The sequence below is a fragment of the Dethiosulfovibrio faecalis genome, assembly GCF_021568795.1.
GTDB classification, from domain to species: domain Bacteria; phylum Synergistota; class Synergistia; order Synergistales; family Dethiosulfovibrionaceae; genus Dethiosulfovibrio; species Dethiosulfovibrio faecalis.
Window position 1 is genome coordinate 208,839 of the sequence record NZ_JAKGUE010000003.1, and the last position, 15,648, is coordinate 224,486.

The 15,648-nt window shown below is 58.9% G+C and carries 13 protein-coding genes; 9 read left to right on the top strand and 4 right to left on the bottom strand.

Features of this window, described 5'->3' with window-relative positions:
* Window positions 1-175: 175 nt before the first annotated feature.
* Together L2W58_RS04540 and L2W58_RS04545 are read left to right on the top strand one after the other, a co-directional pair.
* Window positions 176-1,210: a M48 family metallopeptidase gene (locus L2W58_RS04540; RefSeq protein ID WP_236101873.1), complete on the top strand. Its 1,035-nt coding sequence runs from the start codon at window positions 176-178 to the stop codon at window positions 1,208-1,210.
* A gap of 38 nt (window positions 1,211-1,248) precedes the next feature.
* Entirely contained in the window at window positions 1,249-1,695 is a 447-nt protein-coding gene (locus L2W58_RS04545) for a YbjN domain-containing protein (protein ID WP_236101875.1), read from the top strand.
* A gap of 12 nt (window positions 1,696-1,707) precedes the next feature.
* Here L2W58_RS04545 and L2W58_RS04550 read toward each other — a convergent pair whose 3' ends face one another.
* From L2W58_RS04550 to L2W58_RS04560, 3 genes are read right to left on the bottom strand one after another with little or no spacing between them, the layout of a single operon-like run.
* On the bottom strand, window positions 1,708-2,508 hold the full coding sequence (locus tag L2W58_RS04550; RefSeq protein ID WP_236101877.1) for a radical SAM protein: 801 nt from the start codon (window positions 2,506-2,508) through the stop codon (window positions 1,708-1,710).
* A complete protein-coding gene (locus L2W58_RS04555) occupies window positions 2,505-2,918 on the bottom strand; it encodes a MerR family transcriptional regulator (RefSeq protein WP_236101879.1) in 414 nt (137 codons plus the stop codon). The genes L2W58_RS04550 and L2W58_RS04555 overlap by 4 nt, the downstream gene beginning before the upstream one ends.
* A complete protein-coding gene (locus L2W58_RS04560) occupies window positions 2,915-3,196 on the bottom strand; it encodes a hypothetical protein (RefSeq protein WP_236101880.1) in 282 nt (93 codons plus the stop codon). Before L2W58_RS04560 ends, L2W58_RS04555 begins: the two co-directional genes overlap by 4 nt.
* Before the next feature lie 215 nt (window positions 3,197-3,411).
* Between L2W58_RS04560 and L2W58_RS04565 the strand changes: the two genes are divergently transcribed.
* Genes L2W58_RS04565 through L2W58_RS04580 form a run of 4 tightly spaced genes read left to right on the top strand, consistent with a single transcriptional unit; the run spans window position 3,412 to window position 7,864 of the window.
* Window positions 3,412-4,752, top strand: a complete 1,341-nt coding sequence (locus L2W58_RS04565) for a YcaO-like family protein (protein ID WP_236101882.1) — start codon at window positions 3,412-3,414, stop codon at window positions 4,750-4,752.
* Entirely contained in the window at window positions 4,749-6,155 is a 1,407-nt protein-coding gene (locus L2W58_RS04570; protein ID WP_236101989.1) for a TfuA-like protein, read from the top strand. The genes L2W58_RS04565 and L2W58_RS04570 overlap by 4 nt, the downstream gene beginning before the upstream one ends.
* Window positions 6,148-7,512, top strand: coding sequence for an asparagine synthase-related protein (locus L2W58_RS04575; protein WP_236101884.1), 1,365 nt, complete (start codon window positions 6,148-6,150; stop codon window positions 7,510-7,512). The genes L2W58_RS04570 and L2W58_RS04575 overlap by 8 nt, the downstream gene beginning before the upstream one ends.
* A 43-nt stretch (window positions 7,513-7,555) precedes the next feature.
* Window positions 7,556-7,864, top strand: coding sequence for a Nif11-like leader peptide family RiPP precursor (locus tag L2W58_RS04580; protein WP_236101886.1), 309 nt, complete (start codon window positions 7,556-7,558; stop codon window positions 7,862-7,864).
* A gap of 31 nt (window positions 7,865-7,895) precedes the next feature.
* On the opposite strand, the gene L2W58_RS04585 is transcribed toward L2W58_RS04580, so the two are convergent.
* Window positions 7,896-9,203 carry a TolC family protein gene (locus tag L2W58_RS04585; RefSeq protein ID WP_236101888.1) on the bottom strand — a complete coding sequence of 436 codons (1,308 nt, stop codon included), beginning with the start codon at window positions 9,201-9,203 and terminating at the stop codon, window positions 7,896-7,898.
* Window positions 9,204-9,313: 110 nt separating this feature from the next.
* Between L2W58_RS04585 and L2W58_RS04590 the strand changes: the two genes are divergently transcribed.
* Genes L2W58_RS04590 through L2W58_RS04600 form a run of 3 tightly spaced genes read left to right on the top strand, consistent with a single transcriptional unit; the run spans window position 9,314 to window position 15,636 of the window.
* Window positions 9,314-10,609: an NHLP bacteriocin system secretion protein gene (locus tag L2W58_RS04590; protein WP_236101890.1), complete on the top strand. Its 1,296-nt coding sequence runs from the start codon at window positions 9,314-9,316 to the stop codon at window positions 10,607-10,609.
* Entirely contained in the window at window positions 10,602-12,752 is a 2,151-nt protein-coding gene (locus L2W58_RS04595) for an NHLP family bacteriocin export ABC transporter peptidase/permease/ATPase subunit (RefSeq protein ID WP_236101892.1), read from the top strand. Before L2W58_RS04590 ends, L2W58_RS04595 begins: the two co-directional genes overlap by 8 nt.
* A 19-nt stretch (window positions 12,753-12,771) precedes the next feature.
* Window positions 12,772-15,636, top strand: coding sequence for an NHLP bacteriocin export ABC transporter permease/ATPase subunit (locus L2W58_RS04600; RefSeq protein ID WP_236101894.1), 2,865 nt, complete (start codon window positions 12,772-12,774; stop codon window positions 15,634-15,636).
* The last annotated feature ends 12 nt before the right edge of the window (window positions 15,637-15,648 follow it).

A 15,648-nucleotide genomic window follows, 5' to 3' on the forward strand; every position in this document is an offset into this window, starting at 1 on the left:
CGGGCAGATCGAGAATTCTCGATCTGCCCTTTTTTGTTCGTTTACAGGAAAACCTATATCTCGATCTAAAATAATCGAGACAGTTCTAGATCTCTCCACCCTGAGACACTAGGCCGGGGTTTCTTTCTCTGATATTCTTTTATCGATTAGAGCGATGAATTCGGAGGATGATCTCATGAACATGAAAAAAATAAATCTCCCAAAGTGGTCTTTGTGGGCTCTTTCGAGTCTGGTTTTGCTTCTGACCGTAGGGGTCGCGGATGCAAAGGTCTCCAGGGCGGCGATGGAGAGGGCCTGGGCCAGGCTGTCCAGGACCACCGGTTTCGAGGCATCCCTCCATCTGGAGGAGAAGGACGAGACCAACGCCTATATAACCATGGAGGACGGCAAGTACAGGATAGTGGTGTTCCAGGGTCTGTTGGACGTCATGGATACGGAGGATCAGATCGCCGGGGTCATCGCCCACGAGATCGGTCACGGAATGCACGGTCACCTGGAATCGGGGCAGAAACGCAACGCCGGGATAGGAATCCTTGCCGCAGTGCTGAGCGAGCTTCTGGACAGCGACACGGGAGACATAGCCATAGGTATCGGCGCCACTCTGGCGGTTCAGGGATACAGCAGAGAGCAGGAGGTGGAGGCCGACGACGCCGGAGTGGAATACTCGTACAAGGCGGGATACTCGGCCTGGTCGCTTTACAATGCCATAAAGAGGATGGCCGACGACGGCCTGGTGACCTCTCCCAGCGGCTTCAACTCCCACCCTCCCACGGAGCGCAGGATGACCAGATTGGCCGCCCAGGCCAAACGCTGGGAGGAGAGCGGAGTCGTAAAAAAGAAAGTCAATCTGCCCGAGGTCTCGGTTTCCCGGCCGAAATCCACCCCAGTGGTGGGCGTCGACCCCGACCGATCCGATCAGGGCGACGTCATATCGACCTATCCCGTAGACGGCGGGCTCAAAAACGTACTGGAAATAATACACAGAGAAGGATATGCCAGATATTCTTCCGGAGAGTTCGAAAAAGCTGTAGTTTCCTTTGAAAAAGGGGTAAAATCCTACAGCGGAAACTATCTCGCAGCCCTGTGGGCAGCCAGATCGGCCTATAAAGCCGGAGACGAGGAGAAGGCCGGGCGATGGATAGAGAGGGCTCTGTCCATAAATGGAAGTTACGAGCCGGCGCTGAAGCTTCGGGACGAACTTTTAAAATGATTTTTTAGCCCTGAGAGGGGCAGAAAGGTAGTGTGTTCATGAAGAAGTTTGTATGTCTGTTGGCCGTGGCTATCCTGTGTATGTCGTTCTGCTCCGCCGCCTTTGCGGATTCGACGACTTTGGTGGAGAAGATCTCTCTGCAGGACCTCAACGATTTCTTGGCCGAGGAGGGTTATCGTCCGGAGATCAAAGACGACAGAAATTGCGAGTTCAAGTTGAAGGGCCTTATCGTCCAGATGTTTCTCTACGACGATGGAACCTCCGTTCAGTTTCACTGCGGATGGAACAACACTGACGTGACGATAGAGGACGTCAACAAATGGAACTCGGAATGGCGTCTGGCCAAGGCATACCTGGACGACGACGGAGATCCCCATCTGGAGCTGGACATGGACCTGGACGGCGGAATAACGGTGCAGCGTCTCAGAAATTTCATGAAAAACTGTTCGCTCTTTCTCGATAAATTCGTCTCGTGGATGAACTGAGCTCCGTATCGATCAGAAATACACCCCGAACCTGAGTCCCATTTTTCTACAGTGGGAGCGGATCTCCCATGAGAGCTCGTCCCAGTAGCCGTAGTCTTTTTCCACGAAGATCCGGCGATACAGCGGGATCAGTTCGGGATATTCCCTCCGTATCATCTCCAGCACCCTGGGTCTGAAGGGGCCGTTCAACTTCAGGTTCTCGAAACCGTACTCGCAGGTCCAGGGTCTGGTCGCATCGATCACCGCCCTGAAGTCGGTTATCCCCGGAAAGATGGGGGACATGAAGACCCAGGTCTCGAGCCCCGCCTCTCTCAGCAGCCTGAGGGCCTCCAGCCTTTTTCTCACCGAGGAGGCCCTGGGCTCCGCCTTGGCCCTGAACGAGTCGTCCAGAGAGTTTATCGAGATTCCCACCTTGGCCTTCAACTTCAAAAACAGATCTATATCTCGGACCACCGCGTATCCCTTGGTCAATATCATAAGGTCGAAATCGCACTGGCTGAAGACCATGTCCTCCAGTATCTCCCTGGTGGCCTCGAAGCGAAGTTCCAGCGGGTTGTAGCCGTCGGTGGAGGAACACATCACCACGGTCTTTCCCTGCATCTTCTTGTAGGGGAGCCTGGCGTGACACCTCTTGACGTCCATGAAATCTCCCCAGTCCTCGGTATGGTCGGTATGCTGCTTTATGAACTCGGCGTAGCAGTATATGCACTTGTGGGGGCATCCCACGTAGGGGTTCACCGTGAAATCCACACCGGGAATTTTCGAAACGGAGATCAGGCTTTTGGTCCATACCTCTCCCAGAGATATCGTCATCGGTCGGGGTTCCCCGGGAGGCCGGACGCTTCGGTGGGGGGGGCCTCCTCGTCACCCAGCTCCGCCTCCAGCTCGTCCAGTATTCTCAACGAGTCCTCCAGCGACCCCATCCTGTTTATGAGGTTTTCCCGCTGCTCCAAGATAAGACTTCGAAAGCCTTTTCCCCCGTCTCCGCATATGATGCGTCTAACGTCGTCGACGGAGAAATCCGCCCTCCTGAGCCGCAGAAGGCGTTCGGCTTCCTCCAGCTGCGAGTCGCTGTAGTATCGATATCCCGTGTCGGAGTCAGTGTGGGTCGGGGTGAGTATGCCCTGTTCCGCGTAGAACCTCAGCATCCGAGGCGAAAGGCCGCTGAGCTTGGAGAACTGTCCTATAAGAAGCGTAGAGGCGGAGGGATCTTGGCGGGTCATGGTTTTACGATCCGCTCTTCTCCTGCTGCGCTCAGGAGCTCCATATCGTCGTCGGAAAGCTCTCCGTCGTCGCCGTCATTAGCCGATTTCCGGGCCATCGCGGCTATGGCCTCCCGAAGATCCTCCAGTTCCAGCTTTTTCAGCGCTATACGTGACTCCTCCTTCGCCAGCATGGCGAGGACCTTCTCCGATTCGCCCTTGTCCAGGAGTTCTCTGGTCGATCGAACGTTCAGGCCGAAGGAGCGTAACAGTCGATCCATCTCTCGTATATCGTTCATGATTATCCCCTCCGCTGTTTATTCTACATCCCGACACAGTGTCAAGGTCAAGCAGTATGTCCTCTCCGAGGAAACTCGGACGTGGTTTTTTAGATGTGTCCTACAGCGAGGATGGCCGGTGTTTTTTCGAACTTTCCTCTTGACTTTGACATTATGTCAAGCTTTATGGTTTATATGTAAGAAGATTGCGACCGATCATGAAGGGAAGTGTGCCGATGTCCGAGAACTTCCGTATCGCCTCTCCCGTGAACTTTAGGGGAGCCGAGCTCAGTCTTGAAAAAAGGACGGACAAAGAGGGAACCTCCGCCCATCCAGTCGGATACGACGAGGCCTGGAGACTCTTCGATCCGTTTCTTCGGGAGACAGGGGTCACCAGGGTATCGGACATAACGGGGCTGGACCGTATAGGAATTCCGGTGTTCAACGTCATAAGGCCCAGCATGGACGGCTATACCGCGGCCCACGGCAAGGGATTCACCGCTGCTGCGGCCCGTCTGTCCGCCGCCGGCGAGTCGCTGGAACGGTGGTACGGCACGAGGGATATTCCGGGAGCCTTCAGGTCTACCTGGAGGGAGCTTTCCTCCTCCTACTCAATGGTTCCCCTGGAGCGTCTAGCTCTGACCCCTCATTCCTTTTTTCACGAAAACCTGGAGACATGGTGGGTCCTATGTTGGGATATCGTCGGACAGGAGGAGATACCCGTACCTCTGGAACTGGTTCGCCTGTCGCCGGGCGGCCGTGATGACAGGCTGATGGATCTGTCGGAGGGCATGCTCTTTCAGTCCAGTTCCAACGGACTGGCCTGCGGCGTTCACATACTGGAGGCCATATCCCAGGCTCTTCTGGAGGTGGTGGAGAGGGACTCCGTTACCTGCGCCACCCTGGCCTCCAGGGCGATGGGGTGCGCCGCTCCGGTCTTTAGAGTCGCCGACCAGAAGACCATACCTTTTTCGAGGGTGACGGAGCTTCTGGAACGGATCAGGGCGGCCGGGATAGAGCCTATTTTGGCCGATAACGGCACCGACGTGAGGATACCTACCTGGAACTGCTATCTTTTCGATCTGGAGGATCCCAGATCCCTGGGCAGCGTCGCCCACGGGATGGGAAGCTCTCTCGATCATGAAACCGCCATGATAAGGGCGGTAACCGAGGCGGTTCAGGGAAGATGCGCTTTCCTGTCCGGCGTGAGGGATCTCGTGCCGTCCAAGGAGTTCTTCCGATCGATGAACGGAAACGGAAAGCTGTCCCTCGAGCTTATGGGACGGAACGTAAGGGAAACCATGGATCTCTCAGATGTGGTCGAGCAGGTCCGATCGTACTTCGAGGAAGACGTAAATTTATGTGTGGACCGTCTGAGCGCCGTGGGGCTCGACCGAGTGCTGGTTTTCCGGTTCTCCGAAGACGGCGATCCCGTGGAGGCCGTAAAGGTGATAGTCCCCGGTGCCGAGGGCTATATTTTCCCCTACTATCGTCCATGGGAGAGGGGCATCAGCTCCATCCGTCTTAAAACCGGTCGGGGCGGTCCTCTTTTCAGAGAGGAGGGATTCCGTTGGTGACCCTGGTTTTCGGAGGTCCCTCCCTTATCGGTCTGGACCTTTCGGGAAGGGACATGATCTTTCTGCCTCCGGCGGTCCAGGGAGATCTGTTGAGGTACGAGAGGGAACTGCGTCCGGACGCGATAGGTCTTCTGGATTGCGAGCTGCCCTACAGGGGGCTGCCGACATGGCACAAGGAGATCCTGGCCGTCATGGATGCCGGAGTGTACGTGGCCGGAGCCTCTGGAGTCGGAGCCCATCGGGCCTGCGAGCTAGCTCCGTTCGGCATGGAGGGGGTCGGAACCATCTTCGAAAGGGTGGCGTCCGGAGAGCTGGAGAGGGACGACGAGGTCCTCTGCGACTGGGTTGGGGAACCCTCCGGGGTGAGGCTTCTCTCGGTTCCTCTCGTCGTGATTCGGGACGTCCTGAAAGAGGCGGAGGCTGAAGGAATTCTCTCCGCCGAGAGCGGGGCTGGACTTATCTCCATGGCGGAAGGGTTTTTCTGGCGGCTGCGCACCTGGGAATCACTTCTGAAAAAAGCCGCCTCCGCAGGAGTCGACCCTGGAGAACTGGATCTCCTGACCGACTGGCTTCCTCGGGCGTCGAACGCCGTAAAAAACGACTCGGAGGCCCTTCTGAACCGCCTGGAGGAACCGGCCCGAAAGGGAATAAAAGCCAGAGATCGACGGAAGATATCCTCGAAACGGAGGAACTCCGCCATATTCAAATCCATGGATCGGCGGGACCGTCCGGTAGACTCCGAATACGGCCCGGTGAGGCAGTGGGCGGTGGCGGACATGGTAACCTTCTCCCATCCCGACGGGGAGGATCTCAACCGCGGGGGGCTGAACCGTAAACTCGCTCTCATGCTGGGGGAGCACCTGTGGAACATCGATCCGTCGATCGGAGCCGTTAAATCGGAGGAACGCCGTCTCAAGCGCCGTCTGGGGATCGAGTCGGACGAAGACCTTTCCGTCTGGATGGCCGATAACGATGTGGACGACGGCGATTTTCGCCGACTGGTAAGAGAGGAGGCCATACTGCACCATCTGCATAGATGGCTTATGCAGGGACGGGTAAGCGAGAAGAACAGCGGAATCGTCCTGGACGAGCTGAAGCTGCGGGGGGATTACGTCCGCTGGAAGAGAAAGGCCGCCCGAAGAGAGAGCCTTCTGGAGACCGACAGAGACGTCTATCTGGAGGAGGCGGACAGAGACTTCGCCGCGCCGTTTATGGACAGGCTGAGAGATCATCTCAGGGCGGAGGGGCTGCCCTGGAAGGCGTCCCTGATCGAGATGCTTTCGGAGACCGGCATGGAGATCTCCGATTTCGGCCATGAGATGACCCTTTCCAAGGTAGCTCGAACCTGCATAGGTCGGACCCTGGGATTATCCCCGAACGACGGGGATACCGTCGATGACTAGTCGATACGGGCAGCCGACGATCTACGCTCCCTTCGAGGGAGGGGTTGCGGTCGGTCGCTCCTATCGCGAGATATTCGATACGGGGAAGGTCCGCAAGGTCTGGCGCCGGGAGGCCCTGTTGGATTTTCTCTCCTCCGGAACGGTGGTTTTTCCCGACGGAGCGACCTTTTTCGAGGGGGTTTTCGAGGTGCCGCCGGGCGGAGAGCTTCACGTGGAGGGAGGCGACGCCCGGATTTCCGAGCCGAACCCCCTTCCCGATCCCTCGGAGGAGCTGGGAGAGGAGATCCTGCCCCTTTTCCGCGAGGCTCTGATCGGTTCTTTGGGGGACATACCGGAAGACGCCGGTCTGTGTCTCAGCGGAGGACTGGACTCCTCCGCCATAGCCGCCGCCTGGTCGTCCGTCGGAAATCCCGGGTGCTTCGTTTACTCCGTGTCCAACACTCTCGACGAAAAGCTTGCCCTCGAGACGGCGGAGGCCCTGGGGACCGATCCGTCGGTGGTGAAGGGAGACCAAGTCGTCTCGTTGGAGGAGCTGGAGAATATGTGCAGGATTCTGGAGATACCGGTTCACATACCTCTGGGCCCTCTGCCTCAGTTCAGGCTCCTCTCCGCCATGTCCCGCCGGGGAATAAAGACGGTCTACAGCGGTCAGGGAGGCGACGAGGTGCTATGCGGTTATCCCTGGCACTTCCCTATGGCCATGGACAGACTGGCCGTCGGGGATCGAGAGAAGGCGGAGTTATGGAAGAAGGCCCAGATGGAATCTCCCCCTATGGGAGTGTTGACCCTTCGACTGGTCAGGCGGTGCTTCACCAGGACCAGCAGCTGGGTCAACCTGAACGACGGCGGTGCCTGCGCCGTGTTGGGGCTGTCCAGAGAGGAGGTCTGCCGGCGAAGGGGAGTTCGTTTTTTCGCGGCGGACTGTTCCGATTGGGAGTCGGTCAGAAGGCAGGACCTTCTGAACAGGACTCTCCGTTACCTGCTCCACTACGACGTAAGCCTTGCGGATCACTTCGGAATGGAGGTAAGGGCCCCCTTTCTGTCCGACGTCATCGTCGATCTGGTCTCCCGGTTCAGACTGGATTTCCTCTATGGGAAGGGAACTCTCAAATATCCCCTGAGGACGGTCTTTCCCGAGGTTCCGGAAAAGGTCCGTTTTAACAACGTAAAGACCGGCTTTTGGCACAACGGATCGGGGTTGCCCGAACTGATGCCGTCGGTAAAGCGCATGTTGGAGGAAACCTCTCTGGGCGATCTCGTGAAGGTTCCGGGTATGGTAGATAAGATGTCCCCTCTGGCGCTTTGGCGGTTTTACTCCGCCGGGGTGTTGCTGGAGGATGGCGGAATAACGGCGTAGGAAACGTGGTCTGTGATTATCGAATACGAAGGAGGCGATGTGTATGTCCATGGAATCGGCGATTAGTTTCTACGAGAGGCTGGAGTCCGACGGCGAGCTGTCCGAACGCATCAAGGAGCTGGGCGACAGGGAGAGCATAAGCCGCTACGTCAAGGAAGACCTGGGCTACGACTTCTCCGAGGAGGAGATGCAGAAGGTGGTCTTCGAGAGGAACCCGGAGCTCTCCGACGAGGAGCTGGAGGCGGTGGTCGGAGGGACGTCGGACGACATGATTTACGGAATCTCCATAGGAATCGGTATAGGTGGAGGTATGGGCATCATCGCCCTCGCCATCGCCGCCGCCGGTGCGTGACGTTCTCGGGATGGAAACTGCCCAAAGGGCCTTACTCCTTCGGAGAAGGCCCTTTTTTTGGTTCCGACGTGAATCGGGAGACGTAGCGTCCGGCCACTCTGTCCGCCTCGGAGAGAACCAGCCACAGTTCCTGAATCGCCGACAGATGGTCGCCTCTGGTCTGCTGATCTCTCTCCTGGGCGTTTATCAGGTCCAGCTGAGAGGCCAGACCCTCCCGATAGAGCATCTCCGCGATCTTCAGCTCTTTCGACGATCCCTCAATCTGGCTCCGTCTCAGGGTCTCCAGCTCTCGTCCTCTGTCCCAGCGGTTTCGGACGAGCTCGATCTCCTTGGCGATGTCGTCCTGTCGGGCCCTCAGCTCTCGATCGGCCTTTTCCTCCGTCAGCCTGGCGGCCTCGACGGCGTTTTCGGTCTGGTTCCCGTCGGAGATGGGAACGGAAAGCACCGCCGTCAGCATCAGCTCTCCCTGGTTGTCCTCCGCGAAGGGAGACCGGTAGTCCTCTCCGAGCCTCCAGCCTATGGACAGGTCCAAAAGGGGGGAAAGGCCTCTGGCCGCCAGGGATTTTCTGACCCCCGCCTGTTCGATCGCGAGCCTTAGAGCCTCGATCTCCGGGCGCCCTTCCATCGCGGAGTTCAGATCTATCGACAGATCTAGGGACGTCGGATCCGGCACCTCCACGACGGGGTTTACCTCGGCGTTTCCGACGAAGGACCGCATCTCTATCAACCTCTGTTCGTAGTCCCTATGGGCACCGAGAAAAAGGGCCTCTCCCTCGTCCCTCTGAGATCGGGCCCTTAGAAGGTCCAGCAGTGGAACGAGTTCCTTCTCGAATTTTTCCCTGGTTACCTCCAGGGATTTTTCACGATGTTCCAGAATGTCCTCTCTCATCTTCAGGTTCAACCCGGCCATGACCGCTCTTCTGTAGGTCGACGACGCTCCGGCCAGGGTATCGTTTACCGATCCGTAAAAACTCTGTCTCAATATGTCCAGTCCGATCAGAAGATCCCTTTCCTGTAGGCCGTACCTGCCGGAAAGGTCGATACGGTGGGAGAGAGCCAGGTCGAGGTATCGGTCTCCTCTGTCCCTGTTCATCCAGCGATCGATCTCGGTGGCCAACTTCAAAGAGGGTCGCTGCGTTCCCATCTCGGACCTTGCAGAGAAGACCCCGGCGTCGATCTCCCTTCCCATGGCGGCAAGGTCCTCGTTTCTCTCCAGAACCAGGCTCAGATAGGCATCTTCGGTCAGAACCGTCTCCCCGAAGGACCCGGAGGGCCATAGGAGAGCGAGGACCGCCACTAGGGCCACGATCGCGATGGGCTGTGAAGAAAGAAATCTCATCCAATACCTCCCGGTGATCGATGCGTAATTTTCAGATATGTCTTATTATATTATAGATGACGTGCTCTTTCATGATATGAAGAAGGGCCTCTTGAAGGTGGTTTTCGTAGATGAAAAAACAGCTATTCCGCCAGTCCGCTCTGGATCGACTTTCGTCACCGGATCAGCTGGACGTCCCGTTTCGCATAGTTCGACCGGCCTCTTGGGTCGCCCTGGCTGCGGTGACGCTTCTTCTGGCTCTGCTGATCTGGTGGGGATTTTTCGGAACCGTAGCCACCAAGGTAACAGGTCAGGGTATTCTGCTGAGGGAAGGGGCCTTGGAGGAGGCGTCCTCCCCGGGCGACGGCCAGTTAAACGTCGTCCTGGTCGACGTGGACGACCGGGTCGAGACGGGACAGGTCGTGGCTAGAATTTCCCAGCCGGACCTGATACACAGTATCGCCGAACTGGAGGCCAAGCTCGACTTGCTCGAGCTCGAGAGGGACACCGGCGAGGAGATGGGCGACGACAGGAAAAGCCTGGAGTCCGAGTATCTGGCCAGAAGAAGACAGACCCTGACGGCCTCCCTTCAGGTGGCTCGCGAGAGGGCGGCATCTCTTAAGGAACAGCTCGAGAGGTACGACGAGCTGTTTCGCAAGAAGTACATAACCCGCAGTCAGTATCTGGACGTCAAGGAAAAATATAACGGAGCCCTTCAGGACATACTTTCCCGAAGGGAGGAGCTGGCCAGAGTGCCTATGACGGCGGTGGACTCTTCCTCCCAGCTGGAAAGGGAGAAGATGGACGTCGATATGAGGATAATGGCCTCTAAAGAGCAGCTGCGGGCTCTGAGGGATCGTCTGGAACTGGAGAGCGTTATCAGGAGCCCGGCGGACGGACGGGTTTTGGAGGTCTTCAAGACCAGAGGACAGGTAATCCGCTCCGGAGAGGCTCTGCTGTCGGTGGAGAAAGAGGACGACGGAAGAACCCCCCTCTATCTGCACGCCTTCGTCCAGCCCCGGCAGGGTAAGAAGATCTCCGCCGGTATGGAGGCCCAGGTCTCTCCCTCGGTGGTCAAACAGGAGGAGTTCGGCGTCATCCTGGGACAAGTCACCAGGGTCTCCCGTTTTCCCGCGTCCTCCAGGGGAATGAAGCGGGTTCTGGGAAACGACGAGCTGGTTAAGAGCCTGTCTCAGGGCGGATCCCCCATAACCCTGACCGTAGCCATGCGAAGATCGATGAAGACCGAGACCGGCTATGAATGGTCCTCCGGAGGCGGACCGCCTCTGACGCTGCAGAGCGGGACCCTGGCCGGGGTCACCGTCGTGGTCCGTAGACAGGCCCCTGTGACCCTCGTCCTGCCCTTCCTCAAAAACTTCTTCCTGGGGGTTGGAGAGGAACCTCACGGGGAGGACCCAGATGACTAGACGGGTGAAGACCCCCACGGTGATCCAGATGGAGGCGTCGGAATGCGGGGCCGCGGCCTTGGCCATAGTCCTGGGATATTACGGCGTCCACGTTCCTCTCGAGGTTCTGAGGGAGGACTGCGGCATAGGCCGTGACGGCAGCAAGGCGGTAAACGTCCTGAAGGCCGCCCGGAAGTACGGCATGGTGGCCAAGGGCTACAGAAAGGAGACGGACCGCCTGAGCGATCTGACCTTTCCGACGGTGCTGTTCTGGAACTTCAACCATTTTCTCGTCCTGGAGGGAATGAAGGGGGACAGGGTATACCTCAACGACCCGGCCTCCGGGCCCAGAACTGTCGATAGGGAGACCCTGGACCGCTGCTTCACCGGCGTCGCTCTGTCGATAACGCCTGGACCGGATTTTCGCCCGGAGGGAAAACCCAGAAGCACCTGGGCCTCCTTGAGAAAAAGGCTCTACGGTGCCAGATGGGCCGTGACCTTCGCCGTACTGGCGGGACTGGCTCTGGTCGTGCCCGGAATCCTCAACTCGTCTTTTCAGCAGATTTTCGTGGATCGGCTTCTCGTGGAGGGACGGATGGAGTGGTTCCGTCCCCTTCTGTCCCTGATGGCAGCCATGGCCCTGGTGAAGGCCGTCCTCACCTGGCTCCAGAGCTCCTCCCTGCTGAGGCAGGAGACGTCCATGGCCCTTCGGGACTCGGCAGGGTTCATGGTCCATCTCTTCCGTCTTCCCTACGTTTTTTTTCTTCAACGCTACGCCGGGGAGATCGGAAACAGGGTTCAGCTTAACGACCAGGTAGCTCAGCTGATATCCCGAGATCTGGCCAGCACGGTGCTTCAGTGCCTGATGGTCGGGTTCTACGGCGTCGTGATAGTTCTCTACGACCCGCCTCTGGCCCTCGTCGCGGTGGGTGCCTGTGTCGCGGCTCTGATAATGTTGGCCGCCATGAACCGCCGAAGGTCCGATCTGAACGAAAGGCTTACCAACGAGATAGGCCGTTTCGCCGGTACCGCCATGGGAGGGCTTAACGTCATAGAAACGGTCAAGTCCTTCGGAGGCGAGGACGATCAGTTCGCCCGACTGGCGGGGCACATGGCCAAGGTATTGGAGGCCAGGACCTCCCTCGGGCTCTTCTCCGCCAGGGTGGAGCCCGTGATGCCCATGCTCTCGTCCCTTTCCGCCGCTGCGATCCTCTGCTTCGGAGGGCTCAGGGCGATGGACGGCGTGCTCACCATGGGGATGCTTCTGGCCATCCAGGTCCTCATGCAGCAGACCCTTTCGCCTATGTCCGATCTGGTCGGCCTGTGGAGCTCTTTCGAGAGCGCCAGGGGAAACGTCAACAGGCTGGACGACGTTCTTCGCTATCCTCCATCGAGGCCCCGTCCGGCAATGGAGGAAGGCGGCATGGTCGGACTGAGCCAGGTCCGTCTGTCCGGCCGTCTGGAGCTCCGAAACGTCTCGTTCGGCTACTCTCCTCTGAACCCTCCGCTTTTGGAAGAGTTTTCTCTGAACCTGGTTCCAGGATCCCGAGTCGCCCTGGTGGGAGGTTCCGGATCGGGGAAATCCACCGTGGCCCGGATAATCTGCGGGCTCTTCTCCCCCTGGTCCGGCGAGGTCCTGCTGGACGGTCGCCCTCTGGCGGAGATTCCCAGAGAACAGCTGATAATGTCCTTTTCCTTCGTGGATCAGGAGATATCCCTCTACGAGGGCACCGTTCGGGAAAACCTCACCCTGTGGGACGACACCATACCCATGGAGTTGTTGGTGGAGGCCTGTAAGGACGCCGAGATCCACGGAGACATCGTCGAGCGCAGCGGCGGATACGACGCCATGGTCGAGGAGAACGGCCGTAATTTCAGCGGAGGTCAGAGACAGAGGCTGGAGATAGCCAGGGCCCTGGTCCGCCGACCGTCGCTTATAGTTCTGGACGAGGCCACGAGTGCCCTGGACTCTCCCACCGAGGAGGCGATAGACAGGGCCCTCCGTCGGAGGGGATGCACCTGTCTGATAGTTGCCCACAGGTTATCCACCATAAGGGACTGCGACGAGATCGTCGTCATGAAAAGCGGCAAGGTGGAGGAGCGGGGAACCCACGAGGAGCTGATCGCTCTGGGCGGAAGATACGCCGATCTCATCGAGAACTGACCTTATGGGAGGCGACGACGTGAACCATCTCTTTAAGATCCTGGAGCCGATGGGGAAATCCCTGGAGATGACCGGAAAAACCCCGTTTTTCCTCGACGACCCCGAAAAAGTATGGTGCGTGGTCGGTGGAGAGGTCCACGTCTACGTGGTCTCCCGATCCGGGGACGTCCAGACCGGCAGAAGAGACTATCTGTTCTCCTCCGGCCCCGGCAGTATCCTGCTCGGCGTGGACACCGGTTTCTTCGGAAAAGCCACAGGGCTTCTGGTCAGCGGAGTTCCCGGCACCTCCGTGGTGGAGCTGTCCCGGTCGGACTTCCTGGAGGCGGCCCGAACCGAGGCCTCCGAGGCGGCGTCTCTCGTCGACGGTTTTCTGGAGGGGCTGGGCCGTGGAATAATCAAGGACATAGTCCCTTTGCCCAGAATCCGTCAGGAGATAGTCCCGGGAGACGCCGAGCTTCAGGCCGATCGTCCTGCCGGCAGCGCCTCGTCGCTCTGGATCGAGCTCCGGACCGGACGGGCCCTCTTCGTGGGGACCGAGGACATGGCCCCGGGCGGCGGCTTTTTCGCCCTGCCGTCGAACTGTTGGATACTTCCTCTCGAGGGATGTTCCCTGTTCTCCGTCTCCACGGAAGATCTTATCGTTCAGGGAGACTTCTCCTCCTACTTCGACCGTTTTTCCGAGGTCGTCTTTTCGTCTCTGGCCATGAACTCCCGAATGAAGGCCGCCGACGACGTAGGGGAGCTCAGGGAGATGCAGCGTTCCAGGAGGACTGCGATGTCCTCCGGCATGGGTCGTCTTTTTTCACATCTGTCGGGAGATGAAAGGGCGAGCGAAGTTCGGAAGGACGACCCAGTCTCCGTCGCCTGCTCCGCGGTGGCGGCTTTTCTGGGGGTCGATATCCCTCGATCTACCGGCGAACGGAACGGCGACGTCCCGGACGTCCTTCGCAGGGCCGATCTGCGAACGAGGAAGATAACCCTGGCCGGAGATTGGTGGATCTCCGACGGAGACCCTATGATAGCCTTCAGGGAGGATCGTCCTGTGGCCCTGATCCCCAAGGGAAGAGGAGGCTACCGCATGGTCGGTTGCGACGGGGAGCTCGACGTCGACCGAACAGTGGCCGAGTCTATCTCCCCGGAGGGGCTTCACGTCTACCTCCCTATGCCGACCCGGTCCTTGAACGCTTGGGATCTGCTCCGTTTCGGAATCTCCGGCCGCGGCCGCGATATAGCCCTGACCTTCGTCTTCGGCACGGTTCTGGCTTTATTGGGACTTATCCCTCCGGAGATCAACGGTATAGTCTTCAGCGAGGTCATCCCCCAGGCCGAGAGGGGACGGATGATCCAGCTTTTCGCCATCCTGGTGGGAGTGGCCCTGTCGTCGGCGCTGCTCCGCTTCGCCCAGGCCGTCGCCTTCTTGCGAACGGAGACGATCCTGGACCACAGGGTGTCGACCGGCGTCTGGGACCGGATACTTCGCCTTCCGGTGGACTTCTTCAGGAAGACCACCTCGGGAGATCTGGCCAACAGGGCCCTGGGGCTGTACATGCTTCGCTCTCTGGCCTCCATGGCGGTCAGGACCTTCATCGTGGAGGGCATCTTCGTCCTGTTCTACGCCGCCCAGTCCATCTGGTACGACTGGCGGATCGCTCTGGCGGGACTGGGCTGTCTGACCATTCAGGGAGCGGTGATGCTGGTGGTGAACCTGTTCCAGCTTCGGCTTCAGCGCCCTATGATTGCCCTGCAGAACAGGATCTCCGCCCTTACCTTTCAGCTCCTTACGGGGATAGCCAAAATCAGGATAGCCGGAGCGGAGGAGCTGTCCTTCTTTCGTTGGGCCGCTTCCTTCGGAGAGCAGAGAAAGCTGTCCTCCAGGGCCCGAAAGCTGGAGAACGGCATGAACTCCGCCATGGCGCTCATCTCCGGGGTAACCACCATAGCGGTGGTGTACGTTCTCGTCCGCTGGAGCTCCGACGACGGAGCCTACGACACCGGACGATTCATGGCCTTCTGGACGGCCTTCGGGGCTCTACAGACGTCCTTTCTCAAGGTGGTGAGCTCCGTTACCACGACCTTGAACGTCCTTCCCCTGGTGGAAAACCTGGCGCCGATCCTGAGGACCGAGCCGGAGACCGGCGGGGGAAAGACCGACCCGGGGGATATAACCGGCAGCGTCGAGCTCGACCGGGTGACCTTCCGCTACAGGAGCGACGGCCCCCCGGTGTTGAAGGACCTGAGCTTTTCCGTCTCCCCCGGGGAATTCGTAGCCATAGTGGGCCCCTCCGGAGCGGGAAAGTCGACGATCATACGGATGCTTCTGGGGTTCGACCGTCCCGAATCGGGGGGTATCTTCTTCGACCATAAGGAGATAGGCGAGCTGGACCTCAAGAAGCTCAGAGAGCAGATAGGGGTCGTCCTGCAGGGCGGCGGGCTGCTGCCGGGAAGCATCGCCTCCAACGTCAGGTGTTCCAGGGACCTTTCCGTCGACGACGTGGAGGAGGCCCTGGCGAAGGCGGGGATGAAGGACGACATCTCGGAGATGCCCATGGGAATCCATACGGTGCTCACCGAAGGGGCCAACACCATATCCGGAGGCCAGAAGCAGAGACTGCTCATAGCCAGGGCGATAGCCGGAAAACCCCGGGTCCTGATCTTCGACGAGGCCACCAGCGCCCTGGATAACAGGACCCAGGAGCTGGTGAGCGAAAGTCTCGAGGCCATCGACGCCACCCGCATAGTCGTAGCCCACCGTCTTTCCACCGTCATGGGGGCGGACCGGATTCTCGTCATGGATCGCGGTGCCGTGGCGGAGGAGGGAACCTACGACGAGCTGATGGAGGAGGATGGGCTCTTCGCCGATCTGGTCAGACGGCAGATGGCCTAGGCCGGTCCCGGC